The following is a 13,165-nucleotide window of genomic DNA, read 5'->3' as shown; positions in this document are numbered from 1 at the left end:
AAAATCTCTAATTTTCTCACAGATAAATTATTCCTAATTCCTAATTCCTAATTATCAAATGCCTTTAATTATTGCTGGAGAAAGAAGTGGCGTTGGCAAAACTACCATCACTTTAGCTTTATTATCATGGTTAAAAAATCAAGGGAAATCCATTCAATCTTTTAAAGTTGGACCTGATTATATTGATCCCATGTTTCATACTGCTATTACTGGTTTACCTTGTCGTAATCTTGATCCTATTTTAACCTCTGAAGACTATATTAAATCATGTTTTTCCTATCATAGTCAACAAGCAGATATTAGTATTATTGAAGGAGTTATGGGGTTATATGATGGTGTTCCTACTCATACTTCTTTCTGTTACGGAAGCACTGCTCATATTGCTAAATTATTGCAAATTCCCGTTATTTTAATTATTGATTGTAGTAAATTAAGTACTTCTATTGCGGCAATTATCTATGGATATGTTAACTTAGATTTAGAAGTTAGAATAGTAGGGATAATCTTAAATAAAGTTGGTAGTGAAAAGCATTTATCTTTATTAAAAGAAGGGTTAAAAATATGTTCAATTCCCATAGTTGGGATATGGTTTAGAGAGAAATATATTGAGTTGCCATCACGACATTTAGGCTTAATTCCCACCGAAGAAATTACACTTCATAAACAAATTTTTAAACAATTAGGTATTCTCGCTGAAAATAGTTTCTCTTGGGATATATTAATGCCTTACTTTCAGGAAAAAAAAAATTATTTTACTAATAAACTTGTTATTAATTCTTCCCATTTTACTCCTCAAAAAAAGTATAACATAAGAATTGCGATCGCCAAAGATAAAGCCTTTAATTTTTATTATCAAGATAACTTTGATATTTTAGAAAGTTTAGGAGTAGAATTAGTATTTTTTAGCCCTATAAATGATGATAAAATACCTGATAACATTCAAGGAATTTATTTAGGAGGAGGGTTTCCTGAAGTTTTTGCCTCAGAATTAGTGAAAAATATAACTATGATAAAATCATTAAAAAAAGCCATAAATTCAGGTATTTTTACTTATGCAGAATGTGGAGGAATGATGTATTTATCAGAAAAAATTATTGATTTTGAAAGTAAATCATGGGAAATGGTAGGAGTTTTACCTAATATTGTGATGATGGATAAAAAATTAACTATTGGTTATAGAAAAGGAAAAATTTTAGTCAAGAATAAACTCTTTAAAAACACTATAATATTAAACGGTCATGAATTTCATCGTGGTAAAAATTATCAGGATTCTAACTCACCAATTATAGAAATTAAAGATTATTATACTCAACAAATATTATCTTATCAAGGATGGCAAATTCAAAATATTTATGCCTCCTATTTACATATTCATTTTGCTAATATTATTCCCCAAATAAAGATATTTTTAGAAGAAATTTTGTGACAATTTAGAAACTATAAATATAATCTTAATTAGCCTTTCAGAAAAAAGTATAATTTATTAAAGTAGGTATTAGGTATTAAATAAAATGTTTAAAAATCAAATTATTGATACACAAAATTAAGACAGAATAATTGACAATAGATAATTAATAACTTCTATCTTCTATATTTTCTGTTCATCGATAAATAAATGAACTATCCTAAAAAGATCATCTATAATTAAATTGAAATAGATAATTAAATATTTGTTTGTCACTTACAGATTAAATTTTTCTATTCAATGCTTAGTTAAAGGAGTAATTATTAATGGACATTACAAACAATTTAGCCACATTAGAGCAATTAATTACTAAAGTTAAAAAAGCTCAAAAACAGTATGCACATTTTACCCAAGCACAAGTTGATCGCATTTTCAAAAGAGCAGCTTTAGCCGCCAACGATGCTCGTATTCCCTTAGCAAAACTTGCTTGTAGCGAAACAGGGATGGGAATTATTGAAGATAAAGTTATAAAAAATCATTTCGCTTCTGAGATTATTTATAACAAATATCGAGATGAAAAAACCTGTGGAGTTATCGAAAAAGATGAATTATATGGCATTGAAAAAATAGCCGAACCTTTAGGCATAATAGCTGGAATAATTCCCACTACAAACCCCACTTCTACGGCAATTTTTAAAACCCTTTTAGCGTTAAAAACTCGTAATGCTATCATTTTATCTCCTCATCCGAGGGCAAAAAGAAGTACTGTTGAAGCAGCTAGAATTGTAAGAGATGCAGCCATTGCCGCAGGCGCACCTGAAGACATTATCGGTTGGATTGATGAGCCTACTTTAGAAGTATCTCAAGCCTTAATGCAACATCCTGAGATTAAATTAATTTTAGCAACAGGCGGCCCTGGTATGGTAAAAGCTGCTTATTCTTCAGGGCATCCATCCCTAGGAGTTGGTGCAGGAAATACTCCTGCCGTTATCGAAAAAAGCGCTCATATCAAAATGGCAGTATCTTCTATCATGCTCAGTAAGACTTTTGATAATGGAATGATTTGTGCCTCTGAGCAGTCGGTAATTGTTGAAAATGAGATATATGAAGAGTTTAAGGGAGAATTTGAACGTAGAGGAGCTTATTTCGTTAATTCTGAGGATTTAGAGAAGTTAAGAAATATTATCCTCAAAGATGGTAGAATTAATGCTGAGATAGTGGGGCAATCCGTGACAAAAATTGCCGAATTAGCAAATATAACCATTCCTGAAGATAGTAAATTGTTAATTGCTGAGGTAGAAAATATTGGTTTTAATGAACCTTTATCCTATGAAAAACTATCCCCAATTTTAGCAATGTATCGGGCGACTACCTTTGAAGAAGCTACGGAAAAAGCCGCTAAATTAGTTGAATTTGGAGGAAAAGGACATACTTCTTGTATTTATATTAGTCCTGAAAAACATAATTTAATCGAGTATTTTGAAGAAAGAATGGAGACAAGTAGGGTATTAGTAAATACTCCTTCTTCTCAAGGTGCAATTGGTGACTTATATAACTTCCGTCTTGATCCTTCTTTAACCCTTGGTTGCGGTAGTTGGGGCGGTAACTCTATCAGTGGGAATGTTGGAGTACATCATCTACTCAATGTTAAGACTATCACGGAACGACGAGAAAATATGCTTTGGTTTAGAGTACCACCGAAAGTTTATTTCAAATATGGCTGTCTTCCTGTTGCTTTAGGAGATTTAGCAGGAAAACATCGTGCTTTTATTGTCACGGATAAACCTCTCTATGATTTAGGGGTGACGGTAAAAATTGAAGGGGTTTTAGAGCAAATGGGCATCAAATATGATGTATTCTATGATGTAGAGCCTGATCCTTCTTTAAGTACTGTTAATCGTGGATTAGCATTACTGAATAAATTTAACCCTGACGTGATTATATCAGTAGGTGGTGGTTCTCCTATGGATGCAGCCAAAATTATGTGGTTACTTTATGAACATCCAGAGGTAGAATTTGAAGGTATTGCTACTCGTTTTATGGATATTCGTAAACGGGTTTATGATTTACCCCCCCTAGGCACAAAAGCTATGATGGTAGCCATTCCTACCACATCTGGTACAGGCTCGGAAGTAACACCTTTTGCTGTGGTGACAGATGACAAAACGGGCATAAAGTATCCTTTAGCAGACTATGCGTTAACTCCGAATATCGCTATTGTCGATCCTGAGTTAGTATTAAATATGCCTAAAAGTTTAACTGCTTTTGGTGGCGTTGATGCCCTTACTCATGCTTTAGAAGCCTATGTTTCTATTTACTCCACAGAATTTACCAGTGGTTTATGTTTAAAAGCTATCGGTTTATTGTTTAAATATCTTCCTAGTGCTTATCATAACGGGGCAACAGATGTTAAGGCAAGAGAAAAAGTACATTCAGCGGCAACCATTGCGGGGATGGCGTTTGCTAATGCTTTCTTGGGAATTTGTCACTCTTTAGCTCACAAACTAGGTTCACAATTTCATGTGCCTCACGGTTTAGCTAATGCTTTGATGATAAGTCATGTTATTCGTTATAACGCTACGGATGCACCTTTTAAACAAGCGATTTTCCCTCAATATAAATATCCTAACGCCCTTTTCCGTTATGCACAAATTGCCGATTATTTACATTTAGGTGGTGTTACGGAGGAAGAAAAAGTTGAAAAATTAGTGGAAGCTATCGAAAACCTAAAACGAGAAGTAGGTATTCCTGCCACGATTAAAGAAGTATTAACCATTGAAGATCAGGTTTTTTATGATTCCCTCGATAGTTTAGCAGAAGAAGCCTTCGATGATCAATGTACAGGCACTAATCCTCGTTATCCTCTCATTAAGGATTTAAAAGAGTTATATATTACTGCTTATCGTGGTTTTAACCTTGAATCTCAATTTGATAATTCAGCTAGTGTAACTACGGTTAAGTAATGATTAATTAGGAGATAGGAGATAGGAGTTAGGAGTTAGGAGTTAGGAGATAGAAGGGAAACAGGGAATACTGTAGGGGTGAATTGGTTTCACCCTCTTAATAGGAATGAGGAAGAATATTGAATAATCTATAAACTAATTATTTAAAACCTAAAACCTAACTCCTGATACCGAATATCTAATATCTAATACTTACCTTAAATAATGAAACTTGTTAAATCCTTTCAAAAACCTGTTATTTGGCAAAAAATTCAATGGCTTATCCCTGTTAGCTATATGATGACTGCTGTAAAACAAAATCCAGATGTCTTTAATTAAGCAAAAATTAATAACAGAATTACAAGAAACTGATAATACAAACATCTTTAAATCACCTTATTTAACTGCTGTTTGTAATGAAACTTTACGGATTTATCCCGTAGCGATGTTGACTTTTCCTCGACAAGCAACCACTAACACTGAATTATTAGATTATCAAATACCCCAAGATAGTATTCTCATGGGTTGTATTTATTTGATTCATCATCGAGAAGATTTATATCCCCAACCTGAAAAATTTATCCCTGAAAGATTTTTACATCGTCAATATTCTCCCTATGAATTTTTACCTTTTGGCGGCGGTGTCAGACGTTGTTTAGGAGAAGTTTTAGCTTTAACAGAAATTATTTTGGCGATCGCCAAAATAATTACAGAATATGATTTAGTTTTAGCTGAGGATAAGCAACTCAAACCTAAACGTAGAGGTGTAGTATTAAGTCATGAAGATGGTGTTAAGATGATTTTTAAAGGAAAACTCAAAAAATGAATTAAACACGAATTATATTGAGAATTAATTTTATTGAAAATAACAACTATTTCCCCTTGAAAAGGGGAGGTTTTAAACTATGGATTTAAGCAATAGTTGCTAGAATATCTTGAGCATGAGTAGCAGTTTTTACTTTATCATCAACATGAGAAATAATTCCGTCACCATTAATAATATAAGTAACTCGTTTCGGATAACCGCCACCGTCAACATCATAGCCTTTAGAAATACTTCTATCCGTATCAGCTAAAAGACTGAAAGGCAAACCGTATTTTTCTTTAAATTTTGTGTGGGAGGCTTCGTCATCGTTACTAACTCCTAACACAACAACATCTTTACCTTGATATTCTTCATAATTATCACGAAAACCTTGGGCTTCAATGGTGCAACCCGGAGTATCATCTTTAGGGTAGAAATATAAAACTACTACTTTACCTGCAAAATCAGACAAAGAAACAATATTACCTTTATCATCTTTAGTGGTGAATGCTGGTGCTTTAGTGCCAACGGTGAGTGTCATAAATAAATTCCCTACAATTAAATAAATTCTGTTTCTTACTCTACTTTACAATACTTAATGAAAGATGAAAATATTTTTTCCGAAAAACTTTGAACCTCAAAAACCGATTAAAATTTATGATCATCATGATATTATGGTGACATTTTTTTGCGGTACTATTAACCCCAGTCAATTTAACTTAGTAAAACTTAGAGAAACTGACATAATTCCTTTAGATTGGCAATTAGAAAAACCCATAATAAGTAAACCAGAGTTATTACAATTTTCTTTTAAAGAAGGCATAAATATTTTTATTGCCATAGGCAAAATATCTTTTATTATAAAAAAAGGAAGTAACTATGTTGATTTACAAAAAATTATTATTCGCTTTATCGATAAATTTAATAATTATAATTGGCAAAAAATACAGCTAAATATTAGACGTTTAATGTCTCTACCTGGTAGTAAAGATAATGGGGAAAAATTTATGAGAGAAATATTATTAAATAGCGATAAATGGGATATTTTAGGATTAAAACCAGTAAAAATGCAAGTCACTTTTTATTATCCATTCTTACAAAATCCATTATTAATTAATATTACTGATATTAAGGTTAAAACTAAAGAGAATAAGATCAAATCAGGTTTATTATTTAGAGGAACTTTTCATTATGCACTTGAATTAAAATCAACTATTAATAAAATCAATTATTTAAAATTAATTATCAATAATATTTCTAAAAATATAGAACTTTTTAATACAATCATTGAAGAAAAGTTTTTAGTTTAAAGATAACGATTATAAATAAAATTCTTTTTTTTACCTAACAATAAAAAGTGATGAAAAATAACTTAATATGAAAAATAAATCTGTAAATTTTACTATCTCACCAGGGCTAATCATATTATCAACATAAGATATTTACTAAAATTAATTGAATTTCATTGATGAATTATTCAATCAACAACGTTTTAATATTTTCTTAATAATTATCCCAACTTATCATGAAAAAAAGATAAAAAAGAAAATTAAATTGAATTGGTAATCATCATTACAACTAATTGGGATCAAGGAATGTTAGCTTAGAGAGTATCAAAATAAATTAAATTTTAATAAACCCATCATCGTCATGGCTCAAATATTAGATGCGATTCCTCACAATGAAAATGATGCTATTTTATGTTGTTATGTTAATGCGACAAACCAAATTCAAATAGCTAGGATCACAAATATTAGTAATTGGTATTTTGAGAGAGTAGTTTTTCCGGGACAAAGATTAATCTTTGAGGCTTTACCAGAGGCTTTACTAGAAATTCACTCAGGAATGATGGCTAGTGCTATTTTATCTGATACGATACCTTGTAAACGTTTGTGTGTTCATGAGTCAGAAAATGATGAACAACAGGAGGAAAATCAAACAAATATTGACAATAAAGAAGAAAATACAATATCTTCAGATCTAGAAGCTATTATCGCTTAAAATAAACATAAAACCTCTTTTTTTTCTGATTACTAAAACCTCTTTTTTTTATGTATAAAAAGTGATATTTTAAATAATTTTATATTAATATTTAGGGATAAATTTTTGTTGATTTTTATTCCTAAATAAAATTTAAAAATACATAATTTTCTTTCATGCAATTACATTTAAGTTTCTCTATCTAAGTCAAAATGATTCGTTATAATTGTCTTTTATCGCAATTATTTCAATTTTTATTTTATGGTGATTATAGCTGACGACATTAACCAGAAAATGCCCTTAACTCCGATTTTTAACCCAGCAGGAGATGATCGCATTGAGAATAGAACTGTGTGGTTTGGTAATACCACCAACTTAATGCAATTAAATGATGTTCGTTATTCATGGGCTATTAGCTTATATCAACAGATGCGAGAGAATTTCTGGATTCCCCAAAAACTTGATATAACCCAAGATGTAACCGATTATTGGAATTTAACCATAGATGAGCGTCGTGCATTTGAAGGAATCTTGTCTTACTTAACTTTTTTAGACTCTGTTCAAACTTGTAATATTCCTCACTTAAAAAGCTCCATTACAGCCCCAGAAATTAGCCTTTGTATGGCTGAACAAATTTCTCAAGAGGGGATGCACAATCACGCCTATCAATATATGATTGAGACAATTATTCCTAGGGATAAAAGAGATCAAGTTTATGATTTTTGGCGCACAGATAAAGTGTTATCGGCGAGATGTGAATTTATCGCTGGTTTCTATCAAAAATATATCGATAATCCCACTAAAGAAAATTATTTTATTGCCCTTTTAAGTGATTATTTATTAGAAGGTTTATACTTTTATAATGGCTTTATTTATTTTTATAATTTAGCAGCTAGAATGTTAATGCCGGGCAGTGCCGATATATTTAAAATGATTAATCGTGATGAATTAAGCCATGTGAGATTATATCAAAAACTAATTCCTGAAGCGATGCAAACTTTTAATTATTCTTTAGATCAAATTTACGAAATGTTTGATACCGCCGTCAATCATGAGTGCAAATGGACTAACCATATTGTGGGGAATAATATCTTAGGTATTACAGAATCTAGCACTGAACGCTATACTAAATACCTTGCGAATATTCGTTTACGAGCTATTGGCTTAGATCCTCTTTATACTGATAGTAACTATAGCAAAAGTCCTTACAGTCATTTAGAAAAATTTTCCGACACCAAAAAAGAAGGTAATACAAAAGCCAATTTCTTTGAAGCTAGTGTTACCAGTTATATGATGTCTTCAGGGGTTTCAGGATGGGATGAAATTTAATCAAAAAAAGTTGATTGATTCCTCATTAATAATCATCCAAAATTGATATAAGTACGCAAAATCATCTGTATCTTTACTTAGGGGGAGGCAAAAGGCAACAAAGATTCTTAGTTATTTTTATTAATTAAAATATATAATACCTAAATACTTTAATACTTAAACAGAAGGAGATTATTTTTAATTTCTTTCTGCCTTTTGGCATAATAATGTAAATCCTTTTCCGAAAAATAAGTTTTGATAGAGAGTAAAATACAATATTGGTAAAAATATTATCAATTATTAGGTTTAAACCTCTGTAAATAAATAGTAAACTAGAAAAACCTCCATGGAGGATAAATAACGAGAAAACTGGAGAAAAAAAGTAACAATGGGTAGAGTCGTTGGTATAGATTTAGGCACAACAAACTCAGTGGTAGCAGTTATGGAAGGGGGAAAGCCTCTCGTTATTCCCAATTCTGAAGGTAGTCGCACCACTCCCTCTGTGGTAGGTTTTAATAAAGATGGCGAGTTAGTCATTGGGCAAATGGCAAGACGACAAGGAGTGTTAAATCCTCAAAATACTTACTATGGCATTAAGCGTTTTATGGGGCGTAAATACAGTGAATTAAACGAAGAATCAAAACGTGTACCCTATACTATTCGTCGTGATGAGGTTGATAATATTAAAATTCGTTGCCCTAAACTAAAGAAAGAATTTGCCCCTGAAGAAGTTTCAGCGATGATTTTACGCAAATTAGCCGAAGAAGCTGAAAGATATTTAGGAGAAGAAGTCACGGGAGCAGTAATTACTGTACCAGCGTATTTCAATGATGCACAACGTCAAGCTACCAAAGACGCTGGAAAAATTGCAGGGTTAGAAGTATTGCGTATTGTTAATGAACCTACAGCCGCTTCTTTAGCTTATGGTTTAGAAAAAAGACGTAGTGAGAAAATATTAGTATTTGACTTAGGAGGAGGTACTTTTGATGTTTCTATCCTAGAAGTGGGTGATGGAGTTTTAGAAGTAAAAGCCACTAGCGGTGATACTCAGTTAGGGGGTAATGATTTTGATAGAAGAATTGTTGATTACCTTGCGGAGGCATTTTTAGAAGCTGAAAAAGTAGATTTACGGCGTGATAGGCAATCCTTACAACGGTTAACCGAAGCCGCCGAAAAGGCTAAAATTGAACTATCAGGAGTTAGTAATACAGAGATTAACTTACCTTTCATCACCGCTACAGAAGACGGGCCAAAACACATCGAAACTAGCCTCAGTCGTAGTAAATTTGAAGAATTATGTGGTGATTTAGTGTCTCGCTTACGCCGCCCTATTCAACGTGCTTTGAAAGACGCAGGATTAAGTCCAGTACAGATAGATGAGGTTGTATTAGTTGGTGGTTCAACCCGCATTCCTATCGTTCAAGAGCTTGTTCGTAGTTTTATTGATATTGAGCCTAATCAAAATGTTAACCCTGATGAGGTTGTAGCCGTTGGAGCAGCCATTCAAGCAGGAATTTTGGGAGGAGAAGTCAAAGATATTTTACTCCTTGATGTGACCCCTTTATCTATAGGTGTAGAAACAATTGGAGGGGTGACAAAAAAACTCTTGCCTCGAAATACTACAATTCCCGTAAGACGTTCTGATATATTCTCTACTTCGGAAAATAATCAAACTTCTGTAGAAATTCATGTAGTGCAAGGTGAACGAGAAATGGCTGAAGATAACAAGTCTTTAGGGCGTTTCAAGTTAACGGGTATTCCTCCTGCACCCCGTGGAGTTCCTCAAATTCAGGTATCTTTCGATATTGATGCTAACGGCATTTTACAGGTAATCGCCAGAGATAAAACTACAGGTAGAGAGCAACGTATTATTGTTCAAGGTGCTTCTACTTTGTCACAAATAGAAGTTGATGCCATGATGAAGGAAGCCGAAGAATTTTCTAAAGAAGATAGAGAAAGACGGGATAGAGTGGAAAAACGTAATCGAGCTAAGGCTTTGACAGATCAAGCACAACGTCGTTTAAGGGAAGTTACTCTCGATTTTGGTAGTCAATTTACTAATCCTTATCGCCGAGATGTCGAAAATCTTTGTAGTGAAATTCTCGACAGTTTAGAAAAAGATGATGATCGCCGTTTAGATAGAAGCCAAGCAGATTTGCAGGATGTTCTTTATGAGTTAAATCGTGAAGTAAGACTACAATATGACGATGAAAACGAGGGCTTTTTTGAGTCGATTAAAAAAACTTTCGTCGGCGATGATGATGATTATGACTATAACTCTACGGAGCGAGTTTATCGTAATTCTGATACTACTTTATACGGTGCAAAAGTGCCTCCTAGTCGAGACTATCGAGATTATGACAACCCCAATAATTACGGTTATGGCGGTGGTGGTTTATCATCTTCTCGTAATCCTAAAAGTTCTAAGCCAACTTCTCAAGGCTCTCAATCTTCTCCTCGTCGTTATAATGATTATCCTCAAGATGGCGATCGTGAAAAGCCACTGCGCGATCGCAATGTATCAAGAAGTGATCAACGTTATAGTAAAGGAAAAAAACGAGACATTCCTTATGAAAATGGCTGGGAAGACGATGACGATTGGTTTTAACTAAAAAATGATAGTTAATCTTCACGGAAAATTAATCTTTTTAAACGCTGTTATTGACAAAAATAATCATTATCAAATAGTATAGAGAGAATAATCCTGTGAAGAGTAAAAAGAAGTGAAGAATAAATTATTAATTGGTAGTGCGTTATTATCTGTTATTTTTCCCGATATGGTATTAGCCTTACCAACAGACGACATTTTAGAACAAATCGACAACTATCAAACAACGAAAAATCAAGCCCAAGTAACTTCAGTATCTCAGTTAAGAGATGTATCGCCTACAGATTGGGCATTTGAAGCCTTAAGAAGTTTAGTTGAGCGTTATGGTTGTATTGTAGGGTATCCTGATCGTACTTTCAGAGGAAATCGTGCCTTAAGTCGTTATGAGTTTGCGGCTGGTTTAAACGCTTGTATGCAACAAATGGAGAGGTTAATTGCCCAATCGGAAGCTGTTACAAGGGAAGATATAGAAAAACTTAAACGGTTGATGGCAGAATTTGAAACAGAATTATCAACATTAGGTGCTAGAGTTGATAACTTAGAAGGTAGAATAGCATTTTTAGAAGATCATCAATTTTCCACTACTACTAAGTTAAGTGGTGAAGTAATTTTTGCCTTGGGTAGTATTTTTAATGGACAAAAAAATAATGGTAGAGATAGTATTGAACAAGTACCAGTATTAGGAAATCGTACTAGAATCGAATTAAGTACCAGTTTTACTGGAAAAGATTTACTTTATACTCGTCTTGCTACGGGTAATTTTCCCGAATTTGCCGACATCGCCAACACTCAACAAGCCAGTTTAGCCTTTGCACAACCTGATAATAATGACGTAGTCGTAGAAGTTTTAAACTATAATTTTCCTATTAACGATAATATTACCCTTTGGTTAGAAGGTGCGGGTGGTGCATTTGATGACTTTACTAATACTTTAAGTATTTTAGATGGCGATGGCGGTAGTGGTGCAATCTCTAGTTTTGGTACTCGTAATTTAGTCTATTATCAAGGTGAAGGTGCTGGTTTAGCTTTAGAAGGAAAAATGGGTAGTTTTGGTTGGAGTCTAGGTTATTTAGCTACGGATGCTAATAATCCTGAAACTGGTAATGGCTTATTTAATGGCGCTTACGGTGCGATAGCTCAAATCGGTTATTATCCTAATGATAAGTTTGCTGTGGCTTTTGCCTATGGTCAAGGTTATAATACCTTTGGTATTGGTGAAAATAGTCGTCAATTTGCTCAAGTTGTTGCGGATAGTCCTATTGACACTTCTCATAACACTTATGCCCTGACGATGTCGTGGCAATTAGCAGAAAAATTTGTTCTTGGTGCATGGGGAGGTTATTCTAATGTTAGAACTTTGGACTCTTTGGTTGATAGTGCCAATGATATATATGTTTCTCGTGGTAGCTCTGATGTATGGTATTGGGCAGCAACTCTCGGTTTTCCAGATTTATTCAAAGAAGGTAATTTAGGGGGTATAGTTGTAGGAATGCAACCTTGGCAAACTAATTCTACTATTAGAAGAAACAATGGAATAAGATTAGGTGAAGATGATACTTCTTTTCATATTGAGGCATTCTATGAATATGCCATTACTGATAACATTAAAATTACTCCGGGTGTAGTGGTAGTAACTAATCCAAGTAATAATACTCGTAATGATGCTTTAGTTATCGGTGCTTTGCGTACTACTTTTATATTCTAAATTACTCTATCTTAGAAGTAGCTATATTTGAAACTACAAGAATGATTATTTTACGAAGATTAATTTTGCGATAATCCCTAATAATGCTGTAAAAGCAACGGCTATTAAGGTATTTAAGGGAGTATCTATACCATCTATTCTTTTTGTTAAACTGGTTTCGATAGTATCTAGTCTTTTATTAATAGTCGTTTGCCCTTCTTTTAATGTAGCTATATCTACTTTCATCTGATTTACGTTTTCTGCTAAGTTGTCTAGTTTCGTGTTGATTTGAGTTAACGGTACTTAAACAAAAATTATGCCCAAACAAAGCCCAAACTTGCTTTATAATTAGTAAATACCTCAATATTATCTTTTAACCATTGAAAAAAGCGAAAAGATATGGCGGTGCGAAACGCTTCTAAGGCTTCACCAA

The 13,165-nt window shown here is 33.1% G+C and carries 10 protein-coding genes; 8 read left to right on the top strand and 2 right to left on the bottom strand.

Features of this window, described 5'->3' with window-relative positions:
* Positions 1-58 precede the first annotated feature (58 nt).
* The 3 genes from ACEW8E_RS12500 to ACEW8E_RS12490 all read left to right on the top strand — a co-directional run bounded on the left by ACEW8E_RS12500 (position 59) and on the right by ACEW8E_RS12490 (position 5,173).
* On the top strand, positions 59-1,426 hold the full coding sequence (locus ACEW8E_RS12500) for a cobyrinate a,c-diamide synthase (protein WP_373480679.1): 1,368 nt from the start codon (positions 59-61) through the stop codon (positions 1,424-1,426).
* A gap of 305 nt (positions 1,427-1,731) precedes the next feature.
* Entirely contained in the window at positions 1,732-4,368 is a 2,637-nt protein-coding gene (adhE, locus tag ACEW8E_RS12495) for a bifunctional acetaldehyde-CoA/alcohol dehydrogenase (protein ID WP_373480678.1), read from the top strand.
* Between the two features lie 304 nt (positions 4,369-4,672).
* On the top strand, positions 4,673-5,173 hold the full coding sequence (locus ACEW8E_RS12490) for a cytochrome P450 (protein ID WP_373480677.1): 501 nt from the start codon (positions 4,673-4,675) through the stop codon (positions 5,171-5,173).
* A gap of 85 nt (positions 5,174-5,258) precedes the next feature.
* Here the strand turns inward: ACEW8E_RS12490 and ACEW8E_RS12485 are convergent, their stop codons facing one another.
* On the bottom strand, positions 5,259-5,693 hold the full coding sequence (locus ACEW8E_RS12485; RefSeq protein ID WP_373480676.1) for a peroxiredoxin: 435 nt from the start codon (positions 5,691-5,693) through the stop codon (positions 5,259-5,261).
* A gap of 64 nt (positions 5,694-5,757) precedes the next feature.
* Here ACEW8E_RS12485 and ACEW8E_RS12480 point away from each other — a divergent pair, with 64 nt between their 5' ends.
* The 5 genes from ACEW8E_RS12480 to ACEW8E_RS12460 all read left to right on the top strand — a co-directional run bounded on the left by ACEW8E_RS12480 (position 5,758) and on the right by ACEW8E_RS12460 (position 12,753).
* The gene (locus tag ACEW8E_RS12480; RefSeq protein WP_373480675.1) at positions 5,758-6,462 is read left to right on the top strand and encodes a hypothetical protein; all 705 of its coding nucleotides are present in this window, start codon (positions 5,758-5,760) and stop codon (positions 6,460-6,462) included.
* Positions 6,463-6,802: 340 nt separating this feature from the next.
* On the top strand, positions 6,803-7,153 hold the full coding sequence (locus tag ACEW8E_RS12475; RefSeq protein WP_373480674.1) for a DUF1830 domain-containing protein: 351 nt from the start codon (positions 6,803-6,805) through the stop codon (positions 7,151-7,153).
* Between the two features lie 273 nt (positions 7,154-7,426).
* Positions 7,427-8,461 carry a ribonucleotide-diphosphate reductase subunit beta gene (locus ACEW8E_RS12470; protein ID WP_373480781.1) on the top strand — a complete coding sequence of 345 codons (1,035 nt, stop codon included), beginning with the start codon at positions 7,427-7,429 and terminating at the stop codon, positions 8,459-8,461.
* Between the two features lie 367 nt (positions 8,462-8,828).
* Entirely contained in the window at positions 8,829-11,048 is a 2,220-nt protein-coding gene (dnaK, locus tag ACEW8E_RS12465) for a molecular chaperone DnaK (protein ID WP_373480673.1), read from the top strand.
* A 169-nt stretch (positions 11,049-11,217) separates the two neighbouring features.
* Positions 11,218-12,753 carry an iron uptake porin gene (locus tag ACEW8E_RS12460; RefSeq protein ID WP_373480780.1) on the top strand — a complete coding sequence of 512 codons (1,536 nt, stop codon included), beginning with the start codon at positions 11,218-11,220 and terminating at the stop codon, positions 12,751-12,753.
* Positions 12,754-12,798: 45 nt separating this feature from the next.
* On the opposite strand, the gene ACEW8E_RS12455 is transcribed toward ACEW8E_RS12460, so the two are convergent.
* Positions 12,799-12,978, bottom strand: a complete 180-nt coding sequence (locus tag ACEW8E_RS12455) for a hypothetical protein (protein WP_373480672.1) — start codon at positions 12,976-12,978, stop codon at positions 12,799-12,801.
* Between the last annotated feature and the right edge of the window lie 187 nt (positions 12,979-13,165).

Origin of the sequence: Geminocystis sp. (assembly GCF_041753295.1) — a bacterium.
Taxonomy (GTDB): domain Bacteria; phylum Cyanobacteriota; class Cyanobacteriia; order Cyanobacteriales; family Cyanobacteriaceae; genus Geminocystis.
The sequence above is the reverse complement of the archived record's forward strand: the minus strand, read 5'-3'. Positions and strand labels throughout refer to the sequence as shown.